At 71.9% G+C, this 19,478-nt stretch carries 17 protein-coding genes; 9 read left to right on the top strand and 8 right to left on the bottom strand.

Annotation, left to right across the window (positions count from 1 at the left end):
• The first annotated feature begins 74 nt into the window (after nt 1-74).
• Nucleotides 75-1,742 carry a putative bifunctional diguanylate cyclase/phosphodiesterase gene (locus C1I93_RS04880; protein ID WP_111242028.1) on the top strand — a complete coding sequence of 556 codons (1,668 nt, stop codon included), beginning with the start codon at nt 75-77 and terminating at the stop codon, nt 1,740-1,742.
• Nucleotides 1,743-1,867: 125 nt separating this feature from the next.
• Here the strand turns inward: C1I93_RS04880 and C1I93_RS04875 are convergent, their stop codons facing one another.
• The 3 genes from C1I93_RS04875 to C1I93_RS04865 form a co-directional block, all read right to left on the bottom strand.
• Complete coding sequence (locus C1I93_RS04875) at nt 1,868-2,992, bottom strand: glycosyltransferase family 4 protein (RefSeq protein WP_111242007.1); 1,125 nt, start codon at nt 2,990-2,992, stop codon at nt 1,868-1,870.
• Nucleotides 2,989-4,248: a M48 family metallopeptidase gene (locus C1I93_RS04870; protein ID WP_111242006.1), complete on the bottom strand. Its 1,260-nt coding sequence runs from the start codon at nt 4,246-4,248 to the stop codon at nt 2,989-2,991. Before C1I93_RS04870 ends, C1I93_RS04875 begins: the two co-directional genes overlap by 4 nt.
• Before the next feature lie 166 nt (nt 4,249-4,414).
• Nucleotides 4,415-6,070, bottom strand: a complete 1,656-nt coding sequence (locus C1I93_RS04865) for an NYN domain-containing protein (protein ID WP_181445011.1) — start codon at nt 6,068-6,070, stop codon at nt 4,415-4,417.
• A gap of 127 nt (nt 6,071-6,197) precedes the next feature.
• On the opposite strand from C1I93_RS04865, the gene C1I93_RS04860 reads away from it, so the two are divergent.
• The 5 genes from C1I93_RS04860 to C1I93_RS04840 all read left to right on the top strand — a co-directional run bounded on the left by C1I93_RS04860 (nt 6,198) and on the right by C1I93_RS04840 (nt 11,661).
• On the top strand, nt 6,198-7,952 hold the full coding sequence (locus tag C1I93_RS04860) for a DEDD exonuclease domain-containing protein (RefSeq protein ID WP_111242026.1): 1,755 nt from the start codon (nt 6,198-6,200) through the stop codon (nt 7,950-7,952).
• 128 nt (nt 7,953-8,080) lie between these two features.
• Nucleotides 8,081-9,871, top strand: a complete 1,791-nt coding sequence (locus tag C1I93_RS04855) for a RelA/SpoT family protein (protein WP_111242025.1) — start codon at nt 8,081-8,083, stop codon at nt 9,869-9,871.
• 52 nt (nt 9,872-9,923) lie between these two features.
• The gene (locus C1I93_RS04850) at nt 9,924-10,466 is read left to right on the top strand and encodes an NUDIX hydrolase (RefSeq protein WP_111242005.1); all 543 of its coding nucleotides are present in this window, start codon (nt 9,924-9,926) and stop codon (nt 10,464-10,466) included.
• On the top strand, nt 10,463-11,329 hold the full coding sequence (locus C1I93_RS04845; RefSeq protein WP_111242004.1) for a nucleotidyltransferase family protein: 867 nt from the start codon (nt 10,463-10,465) through the stop codon (nt 11,327-11,329). Before C1I93_RS04850 ends, C1I93_RS04845 begins: the two co-directional genes overlap by 4 nt.
• A gap of 50 nt (nt 11,330-11,379) precedes the next feature.
• Nucleotides 11,380-11,661: an Lrp/AsnC family transcriptional regulator gene (locus tag C1I93_RS04840; RefSeq protein ID WP_111242003.1), complete on the top strand. Its 282-nt coding sequence runs from the start codon at nt 11,380-11,382 to the stop codon at nt 11,659-11,661.
• Between the two features lie 113 nt (nt 11,662-11,774).
• On the opposite strand, the gene C1I93_RS04835 is transcribed toward C1I93_RS04840, so the two are convergent.
• From C1I93_RS04835 to ctaE, 5 genes are all read right to left on the bottom strand, one after another.
• A complete protein-coding gene (locus C1I93_RS04835; RefSeq protein WP_111242002.1) occupies nt 11,775-12,446 on the bottom strand; it encodes a DUF4142 domain-containing protein in 672 nt (223 codons plus the stop codon).
• Between the two features lie 167 nt (nt 12,447-12,613).
• Nucleotides 12,614-14,239, bottom strand: a complete 1,626-nt coding sequence (gene qcrB, locus C1I93_RS04830) for a cytochrome bc1 complex cytochrome b subunit (RefSeq protein WP_111242001.1) — start codon at nt 14,237-14,239, stop codon at nt 12,614-12,616.
• Complete coding sequence (qcrA, locus tag C1I93_RS04825; protein WP_111242024.1) at nt 14,236-15,321, bottom strand: cytochrome bc1 complex Rieske iron-sulfur subunit; 1,086 nt, start codon at nt 15,319-15,321, stop codon at nt 14,236-14,238. The genes qcrB and qcrA overlap by 4 nt, the downstream gene beginning before the upstream one ends.
• 11 nt (nt 15,322-15,332) lie before the next feature.
• A complete protein-coding gene (gene qcrC, locus C1I93_RS04820) occupies nt 15,333-16,166 on the bottom strand; it encodes a cytochrome bc1 complex diheme cytochrome c subunit (protein ID WP_111242000.1) in 834 nt (277 codons plus the stop codon).
• Nucleotides 16,167-16,238: 72 nt separating this feature from the next.
• Complete coding sequence (gene ctaE, locus C1I93_RS04815; RefSeq protein WP_111241999.1) at nt 16,239-16,838, bottom strand: aa3-type cytochrome oxidase subunit III; 600 nt, start codon at nt 16,836-16,838, stop codon at nt 16,239-16,241.
• A 107-nt stretch (nt 16,839-16,945) separates the two neighbouring features.
• Here ctaE and C1I93_RS04810 point away from each other — a divergent pair, with 107 nt between their 5' ends.
• From C1I93_RS04810 to trpD, 3 genes are all read left to right on the top strand, one after another.
• On the top strand, nt 16,946-17,950 hold the full coding sequence (locus tag C1I93_RS04810; protein WP_111241998.1) for a cytochrome c oxidase assembly protein: 1,005 nt from the start codon (nt 16,946-16,948) through the stop codon (nt 17,948-17,950).
• A gap of 83 nt (nt 17,951-18,033) precedes the next feature.
• On the top strand, nt 18,034-18,429 hold the full coding sequence (locus C1I93_RS04805; protein WP_111241997.1) for a response regulator: 396 nt from the start codon (nt 18,034-18,036) through the stop codon (nt 18,427-18,429).
• Nucleotides 18,430-18,516: 87 nt separating this feature from the next.
• Nucleotides 18,517-19,478: anthranilate phosphoribosyltransferase (gene trpD, locus C1I93_RS04800; protein ID WP_111241996.1), on the top strand; the 962-nt coding region annotated here is incomplete at its 3' end.

The following is a 19,478-nucleotide window of genomic DNA, read 5'->3' as shown; positions in this document are numbered from 1 at the left end:
CCGACGGCGCGCCCCGCACCGGGGTGTTCGCCCGGGCCTGGGCCCGGGCCCTGTCGGGCACCAGCTACCTGCCGATGCCCCAGGCCCAGTTGGAGACGCTGTTGCAGCGGCTCACCGACCTGCTGGCCCAGACCCTGCGGACCGAGCCGCTCGACCTGCGGGTGGGGCACCGGATCGCCACCGAACTCGTCGCCGCGCACATCGTCTCCGCCGAGGCGCTCGGCCGCACCCTGGAGGTGGTGCAGCTACGGCTGCTGCGTGACCTCGACCTGGTCGCCGACGACATGGCCGACCGGATGGCCCGGCTGCTGGCCGCCGTCGCCACCGGATACGCCCGGGCGCTGCGCGACCGCACCCTTGACGAGCAGGAGACCATCCGCCGGGCCGCGATGACCGCCCAGGTCGAGGCGGAACAGGCACTGCGCGCCAGCGAGGCCCGCTTCCGGCACCAGGCGACCCACGACGCGCTCACCGACCTGCCCAACCGCACCCTGTTCGGGCAACGACTCGCGGCGGCTGTGGAGGCGTCGGCGGGCGGTGGCCGCCGGCTCGGACTGTGCTTCCTCGATCTGGACCAGTTCAAGCGGGTCAACGACTCGTACGGCCACCGGGTCGGCGACAAGACTCTGATCTCGGCGGCCCGGCGGCTCAGCCGGGCCGTGGAGCCCCACCTGGTCGCCCGGCTCGGCGGGGACGCCTTCGTCATCCTGGTCGAGCGCTCCACCGGCACCGGCGACGTGGTCGCCGTCGCCGAGGCGGCGCTCGCCGCGCTCTCGGAAGCGGACGTGGTCGACGGGAACGACGTGGCCATCACCGCCAGCGTCGGCATCGTGGAACGCCGGGCGGACGACACCTCACCTGACGAGCTGATGCGCGCCGCGGACACCACCCTGCACTGGGCCAAGGACGCCGGTGGTGCCCGCTGGGAGCTGTACGACGCCGAACGCGACACGCGGGAGAAGGCCCGCCGGGCGTTGAGCGCGGCGATCCCGACCGGCCTGGAGCGCGGCGAGTTCTACCTCGACTACCAGCCACTGACGTCGCTCCAGGACGGATCGCTGCTCGGGGTCGAGGCGCTGGTGCGCTGGCGCCATCCGCAGCTGGGGGTGCTGCGACCCGACCGGTTCATCGGGCTGGCCGAGGAGACCGGGCTGATCGTGCCGTTGGGTGGCTGGGTGCTCGCCGAGGCGTGTCGCGAGGCGGTCGGCTGGAGCGCTGCCACCGCGCAGCCGCCGTACGTCAGCGTCAACCTGGCGGTACGCCAGGTCCGCCGGCCCGACCTGGTGCAGGAGGTACGCGCACTGCTGCGCCGCACCGGCCTGCCGCCCGACCGGCTCCAACTGGAGATCACCGAGAGCACCATGATGAGTGGTGCCGAAGAACCGATCCGTACCCTGCGTGCCCTGGCCGATCTGGGCGTACGCATCGCCATCGACGACTTCGGCACCGGCTACAGCAACCTGGCGTACCTGCGGGACCTGCCGGTGACCGAGCTGAAGGTGGCCGGCGAGTTCGTCCGCGGCCTGCGCGCCCCGGAAGCCGCCGACGAACGGATCCTCGCCTCCCTGGTCTCCCTGGCCCACGCCCTGAACCTGACCGTGACCGCCGAGGGGGTGGAGACCGGTGGCCAGGCCGAGCGGCTGCGCGCGATCGGCTGCGACGCCGCTCAGGGCTGGCACTTCGGCCGCCCCGCCCCCGCCGTCAACATCCTCGCCCGGGTGAAAGGAGGGGCCCCCTGCTAACGCCTGGTGTATAGGAGGGGCCCCCTTTTAACACCAGCACCCCAGCGCAGGGCAGCGCGGCGGCGAGCAGCGCGGGATGGCGCGCGGTGGCGCGGGATGGCGCGCGGTGGCGCGGCGGTGCGGGGTCAGGCGGCGAGGAGTGCGGCCAGGCGCTGCGCCTGGGTCTCCCAGCGCCACTCCCGCTCCACCCAGGCCCGGCCGGCGGCACCGAACTGTCGGGCCAGGTCCCGGTCGGCCAGCAGGGTGGCCACCCGGTCGGCGAGCGCGGCCAGATCCCGACCGTCCACCACGTAGCCCGTCTCCCCCTCCCGCACCGCGTCGGGGGCACCGCCCGAGTCGCCGGCCACCACCGGCAGGCCGGTCGCCGACGCCTCCAGGTAGACGATGCCGAGCCCTTCGACGTCCAGCCCCCGGTTGCGGGTCCGGCACGGCATGGCGTACACGTCGCCGGCCGCGTAGTGGGCGGGCAACTCGACGGAGGGCACCGAGCCGGTGAAGACCACGTCCCGTTCCACACCTGACTGCCGGGCCAGCCGGGCCAGGGTGGCCCGGTACGGACCACCGCCCACCACCAGCAGCGCCGCCTCCGGCACCCGGCGGCGGATCAGTGGCATCGCCCGGATCAGCATGTCCTGTCCCTTGCGCGGCACCAGGCGGGACACGCAGACCACCACCGGGCGGTCGGCCAGCCCCAGCCGGTGCCGCACCGCGCTCCCGTCGACATCCGGGTGGTACAGGTCGGTGTCCACGCCGGGGGCGAGCCGGCGCAGCTCGGTCAGCCCGTCCAACGCCCGGGCCAACCGGGTGCGGGTGTACTCCCCCAGGTAGGTGATCACATCGGTGCCGCGACCGATGCGCCGCAACGCACCACGGGCCACCGGCAACGCCGCCCACCCGACCTCGTGGCCGTGGGTGAGCGCGATCACCCGGCGTACGCCGGCCCGCCGACGCAGGCCGGGGGCGAGCAGGCCGAGCGGGGCCGCCGCGCCGAACCAGACCGTGTCGCAGTCGTACGCGCGAGCCAGCCGGGCGGCGCGGCGGGCCACCAGCGGGGTGGGCAGCAGCACCCGGGTGCGTTCGCGGATCACCTCGAAGGGCTGGTCGGCATCGAACTTCTCGGCATCACGCCAACTCGACGCGTAGACCACCACCGAGCCGGCCGGTTGACGTACGGCGAGGTTGTGCACGAACGACTGGATACCGCCCGGCCGGGGCGGAAAGTCGTTGGTGATCAGCAGCGTGCGGCTCATGCCGGCGCCTTTCTGGCGTACGCGCGGGCGGCGGCGATCCGCTCGACGGTGGACGGGTGCGAGGCGGAGTAGAGGTATTCCCAGCGCGGCGGGTCCGGGTCGGCGAGGTTGATCCCGGCGAGCCGCCGCTGCATCGACTCGAAGGCTTCCGGGTCGCGGGTCAGCGCCAACGCGTGCGCGTCGGCGCGCGCCTCGATCCGCCGCGACATCAGCGCCTGCACCGGCGTGAAGATCAGCCCGGCCACCGTGACCAGGGCCAACAGCAGTCCGAACGCCCGCGGTTGGGCCACCGAGTCGACGCCGGCCAGGCGCAGCAGCGGCGGCCAGGACCCGATCAGGTAGAGCGCGACCACCGCGGCGGCGGCACCGAGCGCGCCGGTGAGCGTGCCGACGGGTACGTCCCGATCCCGGGCATGGCCGAGTTCGTGTGCCACGACCGCGGTCACCTCGGCCGGTGTCGCCTCGCGCAGCAGGTTGTCGTACACCACGATGCGGCGGGTCGGGCCGAGTCCGGAGACGTACGCGTTGACCGCCCGGGTACGCCGGGACGCGTCAGCGACCAGCACGTCACGCACGGGCACGCTGTCCCGCGCGGCCAACTCCATCAGTTCGGTACGCAGCGGGCCGGGCGGCATCGGGCTGAACCTGTTGAACACCGGCTCGACAAGCACCGGCAGCACGAACGACAGCAACGCCACCAGGGTCGCCGCGCCGGCCGCGCCGAACGCCCACCACCAGCGTGGTGCCAGCCGGACCACGGTGTAGAAGCCGAGCAGCGCCACCGCACCGATGACGGCGCTCACCGCGTACGACTTGAGCAGGTCCACCGCCCAGCCGCTCCACCCGTTGGTGGCCAGTCCGTAGCGGGTGAGCACGGCGTGCCGCCAGGCGGCGAACGGCAACGTCACCAGGTCGGCGACGAGCACCACAGCCAGTCCACCGCCGATCGCCTGCGCGATCCAGTGGTCGCCGAAGGGGCGCCCGACCAGCTCGATCAGGCGGCTGCCCAGCGGGGTCAACCCCAGTGCCAGCGCCACCAGCAACCCCACGCCGAGCGCCGTCCAGCCGCCGGGGCGCAGCGCGGCACGGAACTGCCGGGCCCGCTCCACCTGGTCGGCAGGCAGCTCCCGCAGCGCGGCGAGTTGGTCGGCCCGGGGCGCGGGTGGGCGCTGCCACGGGATCAGCACCAGCGCCGCCACCACCACGGCGATCCCGAGCCCGGCCAGGGTGAGCATCGCCCAACCGCGCGGACTCATCGCGCCACCGGACCGTCTTCCCGGCGGATCGGCGCGCCGACACGGCCGTACCCCCGCTGCCTACCCGCCACGCCGTCACTCCTCCCGCTGGTGCGCGCCCATCCTAGTTGTCCCGGCCGGCTCGCCCCGCCGCCCCGGCGGGCATCCGGGTTCGCCTTCGACGTGATCAGGAACGGGACAGCCGGCGCAGCAGCGAGTCGGCGCCCAACGGGTACGCGCCGTGCCGGCGTACCCCGTCGGCGACCTCACGGTCGGAGGAGACCACCACCACCGGGCGGCCCGGCGGTTCGGCGCGTACCAGCCGGCGGATCAGCTCGTCGGCGGTCATCCCCTTGCGGGAGAAGAGGACCCGGACCCCGCGCGGGGCCGGCGGCAGCCCGTGGATGCGCTCGGCGCCGTCGAAGACCACTGTGACCTCGTCACCGGTCTGTGCCGCGATGCCGCCCAGTCCGCTGATCAACCGCTTGCGCTGCTGTTCCAGCGACATCTCACCGAAGCCGCGCTTGGTCACGTTGTAGCCGTCGACCACGAGGTGGGCCCGGGGCAGCGCGAGCAACTGGTCGAGCCGGGCCGGGTCGTCGGTGTCCCGGGCCCGGGTCGCGGCGCCGGCCGCGGCGCCGGTCGCGGACTCGGCGGAGGACTCCGCGACGACATCGGCGGGCAGCAGGTCCACCGGATCCAACGCCAGTTCGCGGCGGAGCCCGACGGCCGCCTGGCCGATGGTCTCCAGGAGCAGCCAGAGCCGCGCGTCGTCGACCGAGCGGGCCTCCTTGGCGCTGGCCCGGGCGACGCCCGCCGCCGCTTCCGCCTCGGCCAGCCGGGCCCGGACCCGCCGCAACTCGGCGTCCGCGTCCGCTGCGGCCCGGGTCGCCCGTCCCCGCTCGGTGGCCAGCAGCTCGCTGGTGCGTCGCTCGCGGGTCTGTGCCTCCCGCAGGGCGCGGCTGAGCTGCCGGTTCTCCTCCCGGAACTGGCCCATCTCCTCGCGGACCCGGGCGAGTTCGTCGCGTAGCTTGTCGGCCTCCACCCGGGCCACCGCCCGGTCGTGTTCGGCCCGGGTGGCCCGCTGCTCGGCCTGGCGGACCAGCTCGGCGACCAGCGCGCTGTCCGCCTCGGCCCGCACGGCCGCGCCGCTGGCCTCGATCAGCTTCCGCCACCCGCGCGGCCGGACAAGGTACGCCAGAGCCGCCACCTCGACCGGGTCGGCGGCGGCCGGGGCGGTGCCCTCGACCACTGCCGCACCCAGGTCACCGGCGTCGGCCAGCACCCGGGCGGTGACCCGCTGCCGGAACAGCGGATCACCGACGAGCTGAGCCGCGATCGCCGGCGCGCCGAGGCGGGCCCGGCGGTTGGGGGCGAATTTGGCGACCCGCCGCAGCGGCACGGGCACCTCGTCGGCGGGCAGGCCGGGCAGGACGGCGGCGGTGAGGGACACGATCCGCTGCCGTACCGGCTCGGGCAGGGTCGGCTCCGCCTCGGGCTCTCCCTCAGCCGGGCTCGGCTCCTCCTCGGCAACGTCGAGGTCGGCCTCGGCGGCGCTCGGGTCGGCCCCAGCAAGGCCGGGACCGGCCCCAGCGGCGCTCGGGTCGGCCCCAGCAAGGCCCGGACCGGCCCCAGCGGCGCTCGGGTCGGCCCCAGCAAGGCCGGGACCGGCCCCAGCAAGGCCCGGATCGGGGTCGGGGTCGGCCGGGTGCGGAGCGGGCGGCGCGAGGGACGTCGGGGCGTCGACAGCGTCGGTGGGATCAGGGCGGTCACCGGCAGCCGGCACCGTGACGACCTGCTCCTCCTCGGGGAGGTTGTCGTCGTGCGGCTCGGTGAGGGGCATGTGGCAAGTCTCCCACCGCGACCGGGCCCACCGCCTGATGAGTGAGCCGATCTCTCATCCTAGACCGGTGGTGACGGACGAGGCCGGTGGGACGGGAGTGTCGCACCGGACGGTTACCGTGCCGCCGATGGCAGGACAGGAATACCTCCAACCCGCACTGGCCGGGCTCGACCCGACAGTCGACGGGGTCGACCCCGCGTTGCCGCTGCACGCGACGACCTTCGTCGTGGTCGACCTGGAGACCACCGGCGGCGCGCCGGACGGCGGCGGCATCACCGAGATCGGCGCGGTCAAGGTGCGCGGCGGCGAGGAGTTGGGGGTGTTGGCGACCCTGGTCAACCCGGGTGTGCCGATTCCGCCGTTCATCACCGTGCTGACCGGCATCACCCAGGCGATGCTGCTGCCGGCACCGCCGATCGAGCAGGTGCTGCCGAGTTTCCTGGAGTTCGTCACCGACGCCGTGCTGGTGGCGCACAACGCGCCGTACGATGTCGGTTTCCTCAAGGCGGCCTGCGCCCGGCACAGCTATCGCTGGCCGAACCCGAAGGTGCTGGACACCGCGGCGCTGGCCCGGCGGGTGCTGCTGCGCGACGAGGTGCCCAACCGCAAGTTGGCCACGCTCGCCGCGTACTTCCGGGCCAGCACCACACCGACGCACCGGGCGCTGGACGACGCCCGGGCCACCGTCGACGTGCTGCACGGGCTGATCGGGCGGCTCGGCGGGCACCGGGTGGACACCGTCGGTGACGCCATCGAGTTCTCCCGCGCGGTCACCCCCACCCAGCGCCGCAAGCGCCACCTGGCCGACGGCCTGCCGCGTTCGCCCGGGGTCTACATCTTCCGGGCCGCCGACGACCGACCGTTGTACGTCGGCACCTCCCGCGACATCGCCACCCGGGTGCGCAGCTACTTCACCGCCTCCGAGAAGCGTGCCCGAATCTCGGAGATGCTTGCCGCCGCCGAGCGGGTCGAGGCGGTCGAGTGCGCGCACTCGCTGGAGGCGGAGGTGCGTGAGCTGCGGCTGATCGGGGCGCACGCGCCGCCGTACAATCGCCGTTCGAAGTTCCCCGAGCGGGTGGTCTGGCTGAAGCTGACCGACGGGCCGTACCCCCGGTTGTCGGTGGTCCGGCAGCTCTCCCCCGACGACCGCGCCTACCTCGGGCCCTTCTCCTCCCGGCGGGCCGCGGAGCTGGCCGCCGCCGGGTTCCACGACGCGGTGCCGCTGCGTCAGTGCACTCACCGACTGTCGTTACGCACCGTAACGCCCGCCTGCGCGCTGGCCGAGCTGGGTCGCTGCCCGGCACCGTGCGAGCACCGGATCACCCCCGAGGAGTACGCCGAACGCGCGGTCACCCCGTTCGCCACGTCCACCACCGGCGACCCCCAGCCGGTGGTGGACGTCCTGCTCGCCCGGATCGAGGGGCTGGCGGCCGACAAGCGGTACGAGGAGGCGGCGGTGCTCCGGTCCCGGTTGGTCGCGGTGTTGCGGGCCGCCGTACGCATGCAGCGGCTGGCCGCACTGACCGGGATCGCCGAGCTGGCCGCCGCCCGGCCCGCCGCCGGCGGCGGCTGGGAGCTGGCGCTGGTGCGGCACGGCCGACTGGCCGGGGCCGGTGTCTCGCCGCCCGGGGTCCACCCGCGACCGACACTCGCCGTCATCCGGGCCACCGCGGAGACGGTCTCACCCGGCCACGGCCCGGTCCCGGCGGCCAGCCCCGAGGAGTCCGAACGCATCCTGTCCTGGTTGGAACGACCGGAGACCAGACTTGTCGAGATGTCCGACGCCTGGGCGTCCCCGGTGGCCGGTGCAGCCCGCTTCCGTGACCTGCTGGCCAAGGCCGAGAACGCCGGATCCCACAAACTCTGGTCCGAACGCCTATGAGCAAGTGTCCGATCGGACGACCTCCGCTCACTTAGTCTGTTAAGGAAGTACAGTCCTGCCCGTTTCGAGGGTCTGTTCCCGGTTGCCGGAATCCGGCGGTCGTGGTGCGGGGTGAGGGGGTGTCCCAGGTGGACGTCAACGCCGGAAACGGCGGCGCCCTGGGGGGCGCCCTCCCGACACAGCCGGGCGAGCTGCCGCTGACCCGCCGGCTCCGATCGCTGCTGACCTGGCCCGCCGCCGACAACGAGCCGGTTGGTCAGGTGGTCCGCGCGCACCGGAACATCCACGCCGGTGCCGATCCGGCGGTGCTGCGCCGGGCATACACCATCGCGGAGAACATGCACCGGGGCCAGTTCCGCAAGAGCGGGGAGCCGTTCATCACCCATCCGCTCGCGGTCGCGCAGATCTGCGCCGACCTGGGCATGGACACCACCACGCTGGTCGCGGCGCTGCTGCATGACACGGTGGAGGACACCCGTTACACCCTGCAGGCGTTGGCCGAGGACTTTGGTCACGAGGTGGCCCACCTGGTCGACGGGGTGACCAAGTTCGACAAGGCGTTCTACGGCAAGGCCGCCGAGGCGGAGACCATCCGCAAGATGATCATCGCGGCCGGCAAGGACGTCCGGGTTCTGATCATCAAGCTCTGCGACCGGCTACACAACATGCGCACCCTCGGCGTGCGTTCGGCGGCCTCCCGGGAACGGATCGCCCGCAAGACCCAGGAGGTGCTGGTACCCCTCTGCGACCGGCTGGGCATCCAGACCCTCAAACGGGAACTCGACGACGTGGTGCTGCTGCACCTGGAGCCGGACGAGCACGCCCGCATCGCCCGGCACGTGCACGACCGCCCGGGTTGGGACGCCTACCTCGCCGATGTGGTGGCCCAGACCAAGGTGGCGATGCGCCGCAGCCGGGTCGACGCCGAGGTGGCACCCCGACCCCGGCACCTCTACTCGATCTGGAAGGACACCGTGGCCGGCGGCCACACCGTCCCGTACGACCTGCCTCGCATCACGGTGGTGGTGGACGGCCCGGCCACCGACTGTTACGCGGCGCTGGGCGCGGTGCACGGCCTCTGGCGGCCGGTGCCCGGCCGGTTCAAGGACTTCATCGCCTCGCCGAAGAACAACCTCTACCGTTCCCTGCACACCACCGTCTGCGGGCCGAAGAACCGCACTGTGGAGGTGCTGATCCGCACCGTCGAGATGCACCGCTCGGCCGAGTACGGTGTGGCCGCCGACTTCCGGTTCCCGCGGACCGGTGGCGCCGCCGCCCTCCGCGCCGGCCAGCTCGACTGGCTGCGCCGGGTGCTGGACTGGGAGCAGGACGCCGCCGACCCGGCGCAGTTCCTCCAGTCCCTGCGCTGCGACCTGGCCGAGGCGCAGATCCAGGTGGTCGCCGAGGGGCGGCAGGTCGTCCTGCCGGCCGGGGCCACCCCCGTCGACCTGGCGTACGAGCTGGGCGCCGACCGGGGCGACCGATGTCTGGCCGCCCGGATCAACGGTCGACTGGTGCCGCTCTCCTCCGAGTTGGACGAGGGCGACGTGGTGGAGATCTTCACCGAGACCGACGAGGAGAGCAGCCTCGACGCCGAGGTCGCCCCGCGCGGCCCGCGCCGGGAGTGGCTCGGTTTCGTCAAGTCGCCGCACGCCCAGATGCAGATCAACAGGTGGTTCGCCGACCACAGCGAGCCGGGCATCTCGATCAGCGACAAGGTCCGACTCGGCCGGGCCACCATCGGCCTGGCGCTGCGCCAGCACAACCGTGGGCTGGCCAGCGACCTGCCGTTGCTGCGGCTCTCCGAGGAACTCGGCTACCCCGACCTGGAGACTCTCCTGGTCGCGGTCTTCGACCGGGTGATCGAACCGGACGCCGTGGTACGCCAACTCATCGACCTGGTCGACCATCGACAGTGACCCACTGTGGTCCCCGGGCGCGGGCGGCACCCCGGACCACTAGCCTTGAGTCATGATCCTCCGCTCGCGCCGCACCGGTCGCGCCGTCGCCTACCAGGTTTTCTACCGGCTGCCGCTGCCGGTGCGGCGCCGGCTGGTGCGACTGGCCGTGCCGAAATACATCGTCGGCGCCGTCACTCTGCTCCGTGACAGCGAAGCCGACGGGGCGGGGCGACTCCTGTTGCTGCGGCAACCGCCCGGCCGGGGCTGGACGCTCCCCGCCGGGCTGCTGCAACGCGGCGAGAACCCGGCGGTGGGTGCGGCCCGCGAGTTGCACGAGGAGAGCGGCGTACGGCTGGCCCCGACCCAGCTCAGCCCGGCGATGCCCAACGCGATAGTGCACGCCAAGGGGTGGGTGGACATGGTCTTCACCGCCGAGGTGCCGGCCTCGCGCACCGAACTCGTCGTCGACGGGGCGGAGGTCTTCGAGGCGGCCTGGCACCCACTGGACGACCTGCCGAAGCTGACCTGGCCCACCGCGCGCCTGCTCGCCTACTACGACATCGGCCCGTTGGCCGGGCAGTTCCCGCCTCCGCTGCCGGACAGCCTGCCATGACCGGCCCCACCAGCCTCTTCCCCGCCGACGAGATCTGCGCGGTGGTGCTCGCCGCCGGGGAGGGCACCCGGCTGCGCCCGCTCACCGAACGGCTACCCAAGGCGCTCTGCCCGGTGGGCAACGTGCCGTTGCTGGACCGGGCGTTGGCCCGGCTCGCCGGTCTCGGGTTACGCGGTCCGGCGGCGGTCGCGGTCAACGCCAGCTATCTCGGCGACCAGATCGTCGAACGGGTCGGCAGCCGCGCCCACCTCTCGGTGGAGCCGGGCGGCCCGCTCGGCACCGCCGGCGGGGTGGGCAGACTGCGGGACTGGATCGCCGGCCGGGGAGTGCTGGTGGGCAACGCCGACGCGTACCTCGCCGATCCGGCGGCCCCACCGGGACCCGACATCGCCGCCCTGCTGGCCGGCTGGGACGGGGACTCCGTACGCCTGCTCGGTCAGCCCTCGCCCGACCCGCGCGCACCCGGCACCTTCGACGGGCACCTGTTCACCGGATTCTCGCTGCTGCCCTGGCGGATGGTCCGGGACCTGCCCGCGACCTTCGGTGACCTGGTCCGCACGGTCTGGCGACCGGCCGAGGCCACCGGCCGGTTGACGGTGGTCGGCTTTCCGGGGACCTTCTACGACACCGGAACCCCCGCCGACTATCTTGCCGCGAACCTGCACGCGGCCGGCGAGGGCTCCCTGGTCGCCGCGGACGCCACGGTCACCGGTAGCTGCCACCGGTCGGTGGTCGGCGCCGGCGCCACGGTACGCGGCACGGTGACCCGATGCGTGGTCTGGCCGGGTGCCACCGTCGGCAGCGAGGAGCACCTGCACGACGTGATCCGCGCCGACGATGGCCGCACCGTCCGCGCCTGTTGAGCCCACTCGCCTAGCATGGGCGGCGACGCCGACGAACGGAGAAACCGCCCGTGATCACCGCGATCGTGCTTATCGACTGCGCCACCGACTCGATTCCTGAGGTGGCGACGGCCCTCGCCGACCTGCCCGGCGTCAGCGAGGTCTACTCGGTGGCGGGGCACGTGGACCTGATCGCCATGGTCCGGGTCCGCGAGTTCGACGAGATCGCCCAGATCATCGCCGGCAGCATCTCCAAGGTCCCTGGCGTGCTCAACACCGAGTCGCACATCGCCTTCCGCGCCTACTCCCGCCACGACCTCGACCAGGCCTTCGCCATCGGCCTCACCCCCTGACACTGCGAAAGTCCCCCGAGAGGCCAGCTCGAACCAGGATCGGCTCCATCGCCTTGACGCAGGAGCCGGCCCACCCCGGGCAGGGGTGGGCCGGATTTCCGCGTACCGCCGGGTCAGCTCTGCTGCGGAACCGGGGTCTCGGAGACGCTGCCGCTCGGAGCCGGAGCCTCCTCGGTGGCGGTGCCACCCGGGGTCGGCTGCCCGGTGCCCGGTGCGGTGCCACCCGGGCTGGGCGTACCGGACGCGCTGGCCTCCGGGACCGGGATGCCGAGCTGCTCGGCCAGCTGCACCAGGGCGTCATAGTGCGCCTGGAGGACCGGCAGCGCGGTCTGCGCCAGCTGGACCACCTGGGTCTCGGTGCCCTGCGAGATCTCCGTCTGGGTGGCCTGGATGGCCTGGAGATGGCCGGCCAGACCCTGGATCACCCAGAGCCGGTCGAACTCCTCACCGTTGGCGTTCTTCAGCTGGTCGAGAGCCGTCCGCTGATCCGGGGTGGGCTCCTTCGGCAGCTGGACGTTGAGCTGCCCGGCCAGGTCCTTCACTGACTTGTCCAGCTCCTGATGATCAGTGACGATCATCTGCGCCAGATCCTTGACCTGCTGGTTCTGGGCCTTCTTCTGGGCCAATTCGCCAGCCTGGACCTCGTACAGGTTGACCTGGTGGATCGCCTGGAGGTACTGCGTGTCCTGCTCCGACGGCTGCGCCGCCGCCTGGGCCGCGCCGGCGGGTGCGATTCCCACCAGCACCAGCGCGGCCAGCAGGCCGAGGCGTTTGATACCCAACATGCTTCCTCCCCGTTGAGACGTTGGACCGCACGGATACCCGGCTGGCCGGGGTTATTCCTGCGATCCGAAAGACGGGCGGGAAGCTCCGGCGATCCTCCGGAGGGCGGAAAAGGGCGTGGCGCCCGCCGGAAGACTCCGGCGGGCGCCACGTCACGCTGTGCGGTCCCTCAGCGGCGGGTCTCCCCGCTGCCGATTTCCTCCCGCTCCGGTCGCGGCTCGACCGGCGGATGTCCCGGCGAGACCGGCGCCTCGGCCGGCTTCTCGATCGGGTAGAAGAAGCCCCGGATGGCCGGGCCGAGTGCCCCGAGCCGGTTCATCTTCTTCGGCACCACCCAACCGGCGTACTCCAGCTCGGTGTGTCCGTGCTCGTCCGGCGCGCTGAGCGGCTGATGCACCTCGACGAACCGGCCGTCCGGCAGTCGCTTGATGATGCCGGTCTCCACGCCGTGGGCGAGCACCTCCCGGTCGTGCTGCTGGAGACCGAGGCAGATCCGGTAGGTGACGTAGTACGCCAGCGGCGGCAGGATCAGCAGACCGATCCGGCCGGCCCAGGTCATCGCGTTGAGGCTGATGTGGAACTTGTCGGCGATGACGTCGTTGGCGCCGGTCAGCGTCAGGATCAGGTAGAACGTGACGGCCATGGCGCCCAGGGCGGTGCGGAACGGCACGTCGCGGGGACGCTGGAGCAGGTTGTGGCTCCGGTAGTCCTTCAGGTAACGCGCCTCCATGAACGGATAGAACAGGGAGAGCATCACCAGGATGCCGGGTAGCACCACAGTCGGCCAGAACAGCGGCGGGATGACGTATCCGTCGCCGATCGGTATGTCGATCTGCCAGTCCGGCATCAACCGGGTCGAGCCGTCCAGGAACATGACGTACCAGTCGGGCTGGCTGGCGGCCGAGACCACCCACGCCTCGTACGGGCCGAAGAGCCAGATCGGGTTGATCTGGAACAGACCGCCCATCAGCGCGATCACGCCGAAGACGACCATGAAGAAGCCGCCCTGCTTGATCGCGTACCGCGGGAACATCCGCTCGCCGACCACGTTGCCGTTGGTCCGCCCCGGCCCCGGCCACTGGGTGTGCTTCTGCTTGAAGACCAGCCCCAGGTGAACGCTGATCAGCGCGACCAGCAGCGCCGGGATGAGCAACACGTGGGCGATGAAGAACCGGCTGATGATGATCGTGCCGGGGAACTCACCGTCGAAGATCGAGGAGGTCAGCCAGGAACCGATCACCGGAATGGAGAGCATGATCGCCGAGGCGATCCGCAGACCGGTGCCGGAGAGCCCGTCGTCCGGCAGCGAGTAGCCGGTGAAGCCGGCGAGGAAGCCGACCCAGAACAGCAGCGAACCGATGATCCAGTTGGTCTCACGCGGCTTGCGGAACGCGCCGGTGAAGAAGATTCGCAGCATGTGCACCACGATCGCGGCCATGAAGAGCAGCGCGGACCAGTGGTGCATCTGCCGCATGATCAGGCCGCCCCGGACATCGAACGAGATGTCCAGGCTGGAGGCGTACGCGGCCGACATCGGCGTGCCCCGCAGCGGGGCGTAGCTGCCGTTGTAGATGACCTCGGTCATCGTCGGCTCGAAGAAGAACGTCAGGAAGACACCGGTCAGCAGCAGGACGACGAACGAGAAGAGCGCGATCTCGCCGAGCAGGAACGACCAGTGGTCGGGGAAGACCTTGTTCAGCAGCCGACGCAGCGGGGTGGCCACCTGGAAACGGTCGTCGATCGCCCGGGCGCTGTTGCCCGGCGCCGCTGCCATGTCAAACTTTCGCCGTTTCACGGCCGCTCCCAGAAGTCGGGCCCGACGGGTTCAGTGTAGTCGGACTTCGCCACGAAGTAGCCCTCGGCGTCGACCTCGATCGGCAGCTGCGGCAGCCGCCGGCTGGCCGGACCGAAGATGGGCTTGGCGTTGTCGGTGATCAGGAACTGCGACTGGTGGCACGGGCAGAGCAGCCGGTTGGTCTGCTGCTCGTAGAGGCTCGCCGGGCAGCCGGCGTGCGTGCAGATCTTCGAGAAGGCGGCGTAGTTGCCCCACATGTAGCCGCCGTGGCCCTCGCGCTCGTTGTTGCGGCGCGAGTCCTCGGCGTCGGCGTCCCGAAGGTGGATCAGCAGGGTGGGCGAGTCGGCGTACCTGTTGCTCACCCCGTGCTCCACGCCGGGGAAGACGGTGATCTGCCCGCCCGCGCTGATGTCCGCCGGGCGGATCGGCCGCCCGTCCTCGCGGACCAGCCGGATCTTCTGCCCCTCCTGCGGGGAGAATCCGGTGGTCATCATCTGGTTGTTCTTGTGCGGGTCGGAGATGAGTCCACCCACCAGCGGCGCCGCGGCCACCGCGCCGACCGGCACCAGGCCGGCCAGCAGCGACATGCCGAGCAGCGGCCGGCGGCGTACGCCCAGCTCGTCGGCCATGTAGAGCATGGTCTGGCCGGTGATGGTGCGGTCCTCGGTGGACACCGCGCCCTCGTGCCGGTCCTGGATCGACACCTCCTTGGGCAGCAGCTTCTTGCCCCAGGTCAGGATGCCGAATCCGATGCCCAGCAGGGCCACGCCGAGAGTCACGCCCAGCAGCGGGGTGAACAGCTTGTCGCCGCCACGGCCCGGCTGGTACTCCCAGGGCCACCAGATGTAGATCACCAGGAAGGCGGTCGCCGCCAGGCCGGTGAGCAGGAAGAACCCCGCCACCGTACGGACCAGCCGGCGCTCGGCCTTGCTGCCCGGCGCGACCTGGTGCTCGTAGTGGACGATCTCGATGTCGTCCCGGCGAGCGCCCTCGCGGACGATGTCGAACCGGCTCACCTGCGGGTCGTTCACGTCGATCGGTTCCTGGCCCGGGCGGGTGGACTGCCCGGTCTGCGTGCTCATGCTCCCCCCGGTCACGACTTGCCCGCAATCCACAGGCTGGCGAAGACCAACGCGACGATGCCGACCAGGAAGATCGCCACACCCTCGGTGGAGGGTCCGTACCGGCCCAGGTTGAACCCGCCCGGGTCGCCGTCGGTGTTCAGGGTCTGGATGTAGGCGATGATGTCCGCCTTCTGCTCCGGCGTGATCTGGTTGTCACCGAAGACCGGCATGTTCTGCGGGCCACTGAGCATCGCCGCGTAGATCTGGCGATCGGTGGCCGGCTTGAGGCTCGGCGCGTACTTGCCGGAGGAGAGGGCACCGCCGCCGCCGCTGAAGGCGTGGCACTGCGAGCAGTTGATCCGGTACAGCTCGCCGCCGATCGCGACGTTGCCGTCGGCGTGCAGGTTGTCGCCCGCCGGCACCACCGGACCGCCACCCAGCTCCTGGATGTACGCGGCCAGCTGGTCGACCTCGTCGGGGCTGAAGACCTCGGGCTTGCGCTGCGCCTGGGCCTCCTGCCGGGCCATCGGCATCCGACCCGTGCTGACCTGGAACTCGACCGAGGCCGCGCCGACGCCGATGAGGCTCGGCCCGCGCCCCTCGACCCCCTGCGCGTTGCGGCCGTGGCAGGTCACACAGCTCACGTCGAACAGCGCCTTGCCGTCGGCGGCGGCCCCGCTCAACGGCGGGTTTTCCTGCGCCGACGCGCCGGGGGCGAGGACGGTGTAGGCACCGCCGGCCAGCATCAGCGCGGCGACCAGCCGGACCGCGGCACCCAGCCGGCGGCGGCCCCTGCTGCGCGCCACGGGCCGCCCGCGCAGCCGCGCGAGCAGACCGCGTCGGCGGTCGTTGTCAGAAGTCATGACCTGTGTCCTTAACCGGTTGGACCTTGTCTCAGGGGGTGGTGCGACGGAGCGGCACGAGACGCGCCAAGATCACTGAAGCCAGTAGATCATGGCGTAGAGCGCGATCCAGACGACGTCCACGAAGTGCCAGTAGTACGACACGACGATCGCCGACGTGGCCTGTGCCGGCGTGAACCGGCCCATGGTGGTGCGGATCATGAAGATCACGAAGGCGATCAGACCACCGATCACGTGCAGCCCGTGAAAGCCCGTGGTCAGGTAGAACATCGAGCCGTAGCCGTCTGCGTTGATCTTGATGCCCTCGTGCACCAGCTCGCGGTACTCGTTGGCCTGACCGAGCACGAAGATCAGACCCATCACGAAGGTGATCATGAACCAGCGCCGCAGCGCGTGCACGTCACCCCGCTCCGCGGCGAACACGCCGATCTGGCAGGTCACCGAGGACAGCACCAGGATCGTCGTGAACGTGGTCGCGTACGGGATGTTGAGGACCTCGGTGTGCTCCGCCCACTGCTCCGGCGCCGCCGCGCGGATGGAGAAGTACATGGCGAACAGCGCCGCAAAGAACATGAGCTCGCTGGAGAGCCAGACGATCGTCCCGACGCTGACCATGTTGGGACGCGTCAGGGAGTGGATCCGGCTCTTGTCAATGGCTGGGGCCGCAGTCACGCGGTCATTATTGCCCTTGACCACGGCCGGCGATCAGCGGGGGGCCAAACCCGGGTGCAGATGGCCCGATCGGTACCGTCCGGTTCGCCTGACCTAGGCTGATTGGCGTGCTGCACGTCGATCAGCTCTCCCTGGCCGGTACGGCCGCGCCGCAGATCGCGGCGGGCGTACCCAGCACCGGCGGGACAAGCGCCCCGGCCACCGCCGTGCTGCCGCTCGCGGCCGAGGCCGCGCCGCCGCCGTTCTCGATCACCGCCGTGGTCACCGAGGCCAGGTTGGACAGCTGGCTCGCCGTCGGCCTGGTGCTCGCCGCCGGCCTCTACCTCTACGGCGTGCACCGGCTGCGGATCCGGGGCGACCGCTGGCCGGTGGCCCGGACGGTCTTCTTCCTCGGTCCCGGCCTCGGCGGCATCGCCTCGGTCACGGTGAGCGGGCTGCACGCGTACGACACCAGCCTGCTGTCGGTGCACATGGTGCAGCACATGGTGCTCTCCATGGTGTCGCCGATCTTCCTGGCGCTCGGCGCGCCGATGACGCTGGCCCTGCGTACGCTGCCGACCGGCCCGCGCAAGCGGCTGCTCGCGGTGGTGCACAGCCGGATCGCGCGGGTCTACAGCTTCCCCCTCGTGGCGTTCGCCATATTCGTGGTCAACCCGTTCGCGCTCTACTTCACCGACCTGTACCGCTACACCCTGGAACACGCCTGGGCGCACGAGCTGGTGCACGCCCACTTCATCATGACCGGCTGCGTGTTCTTCTGGCCGCTGCTCGGCCTCGATCCGCTGCCCGGCCGCTGGCCCTACCCCGGCCGCGCGCTGCTGATGCTGCTGTCGGTGCCGTTCCACACCGTGCTCGGGCTCACCATCATGCAGAGCAGCACCCTCTTCGGCGGGGACTGGTATCCCTCGCTCGGGCTGAGCTGGGCCGACCCCTGGGAGGACCAGGTGCTCGCCGGAGGCATCCTCTGGGCCGGCGGCGAGTTCGTCAGTGTGACGATGCTCGCCGTGCTCGTCGTCCAGTGGATGCGCCACGCCGAGCGGGAGGCCCGCCGGGTCGACCGCGAACTGGATCGCCAGGAGGCCCGCGAGCGCGCCGCCGGCTCCGCCGCCTGACCCGGCGAGGGCGGCGTGTCACGCAGACCACAACGACCGGTACGATCGGCGTCGCAGCTACGAGGTGGGAGCCGTTCTTAATCATGAGCGATCGTCTGTGCACCGTCCTGCTCTACAGCGACGACCCGCAGGTGCGGGACCGGATGCGGCTCGCCGTCGGCACCCGGCCCGCGACCGACCTGCGGGTGGAGTTCGTCGAGGCGGCCACCTACGCCGAGTGTGTCCGGCTGGTCGACGACTACGAGATCGACCTGATGCTGCTCGACGGTGAGGCCAGCCCCGGCGGCGGCATCGGCATCGCCCGGCAGATCAAGGACGACTTCGACAAGGCCCCGCCGACCTGCGTGGTGATCGCCCGCGCCGCCGACCGATGGCTCGCCGCCTACGCCGAGGTCGACGCCACCCTGGTGCACCCGTTGGACCCGGTGACCACCGCCGCCACGGTGACCGAGCTGCTGCGGACGCACGCACCCGCCTGACGTACCGACTCCGGCACCGCCACGGCGCCGGGCGAGCCGGCGCCGCTTCCGCGTCCCACCCGTACTCGTCTGCTCGGGAGGCCCACCATGGGCGAACGGACCTGGCCGCACCTGCTCACCGCGCTGCTGCGCGGGGAGCAACTCTCCGCCGCCGACACCGCCTGGGCGATGGACGAGATCATGTCCGGCTCTGCGACGCCGGTCCGGATCGCCGCCTTCGCCACGGCGCTACGCGCCAAGGGCGAGACCCCGGCCGAGCTGGCCGGGCTGGTCGAGGCGATGCTCGGCCGGGCCGTCCCGGTCACGCTCCCCGAGGAGGTACGCGCCAGCGCGCTGGACGTCGTCGGCACCGGCGGCGATCTGGCCCACACGGTGAACATCTCCACGATGACCGCGCTGGTGGTCGCCGGGGCCGGGGTCCGCGTGGTCAAGCACGGCAACCGGGCCGCCTCCTCCTCCTGCGGCACCGCCGACCTGCTGGAGTTCCTCGGCGTACCGCTGGATCTCGAACCGGAGCAGGTGGCGCGCTGCGTGGTCGAGGCCGGCATCGGCTTCTGCTTCGCCGCCCGGTTCCACCCCGGCATGCGGCACGCCGGCCCGGTCCGCCGGGAGCTGGGCGTGCCCACCGCCTTCAACTTCCTCGGTCCGCTGACCAACCCGGCCCGGCCGCCGGCCGGCGCGGTCGGCTGTTTCGACCCGACGATGGCCCCGGTGATGGCGTCCGTCTTCGCCGGGCGGGGCGACTCGGTGCTGGTGATGCGGGGTGAGGACGGGCTGGACGAGTTCAGCACCGCCGCGCCGACCCGGTTCTGGATCGCCGCGAACGGCACCGTGAGGGAGACGATGGTGGACGCGACCGACCTCGGCGTGCCCCGGGCCACCCTCGGCGACCTGCGCGGCGGCGACGCCGCGTACAACGCCGACGTGGCCCGTCGCCTGCTCGCCGGGGAACGCGGCCCGGTCCGCGACGCCGTCCTGGTCAACGCCGCCGCCGCGCTGGCCACCCAGGGCCCCCTCGACGGCGACCTCACCGAGGCCTGTCTCTTATA

Source organism: Micromonospora endophytica, assembly GCF_003236305.1.
GTDB classification, from domain to species: domain Bacteria; phylum Actinomycetota; class Actinomycetes; order Mycobacteriales; family Micromonosporaceae; genus Micromonospora; species Micromonospora endophytica.
This window is presented reverse-complemented; position numbering and strand designations above follow the sequence as displayed.

What these genes read in the sequence shown, in the direction of transcription:
- C1I93_RS04845 (WP_111242004.1), top strand. Translation starts at nt 10,463, where the DNA reads ATGACCGGCCCCACCAGCCTCTTCCCCGCCGACGAGATCTGCGCGGTG.
- C1I93_RS04860 (WP_111242026.1), top strand. Translation starts at nt 6,198, where the DNA reads ATGGCAGGACAGGAATACCTCCAACCCGCACTGGCCGGGCTCGACCCG.
- C1I93_RS04850 (WP_111242005.1), top strand. Translation starts at nt 9,924, where the DNA reads ATGATCCTCCGCTCGCGCCGCACCGGTCGCGCCGTCGCCTACCAGGTT.
- C1I93_RS04865 (WP_181445011.1), bottom strand. Translation starts at nt 6,070, where the DNA reads ATGCCCCTCACCGAGCCGCACGACGACAACCTCCCCGAGGAGGAGCAG.
- C1I93_RS04880 (WP_111242028.1), top strand. Translation starts at nt 75, where the DNA reads ATGCCCCAGGCCCAGTTGGAGACGCTGTTGCAGCGGCTCACCGACCTG.
- C1I93_RS04805 (WP_111241997.1), top strand. Translation starts at nt 18,034, where the DNA reads ATGAGCGATCGTCTGTGCACCGTCCTGCTCTACAGCGACGACCCGCAG.
- C1I93_RS04875 (WP_111242007.1), bottom strand. Translation starts at nt 2,992, where the DNA reads ATGAGCCGCACGCTGCTGATCACCAACGACTTTCCGCCCCGGCCGGGC.
- C1I93_RS04835 (WP_111242002.1), bottom strand. Translation starts at nt 12,446, where the DNA reads ATGTTGGGTATCAAACGCCTCGGCCTGCTGGCCGCGCTGGTGCTGGTG.
- C1I93_RS04870 (WP_111242006.1), bottom strand. Translation starts at nt 4,248, where the DNA reads ATGAGTCCGCGCGGTTGGGCGATGCTCACCCTGGCCGGGCTCGGGATC.
- qcrC (WP_111242000.1), bottom strand. Translation starts at nt 16,166, where the DNA reads ATGACTTCTGACAACGACCGCCGACGCGGTCTGCTCGCGCGGCTGCGC.
- qcrA (WP_111242024.1), bottom strand. Translation starts at nt 15,321, where the DNA reads ATGAGCACGCAGACCGGGCAGTCCACCCGCCCGGGCCAGGAACCGATC.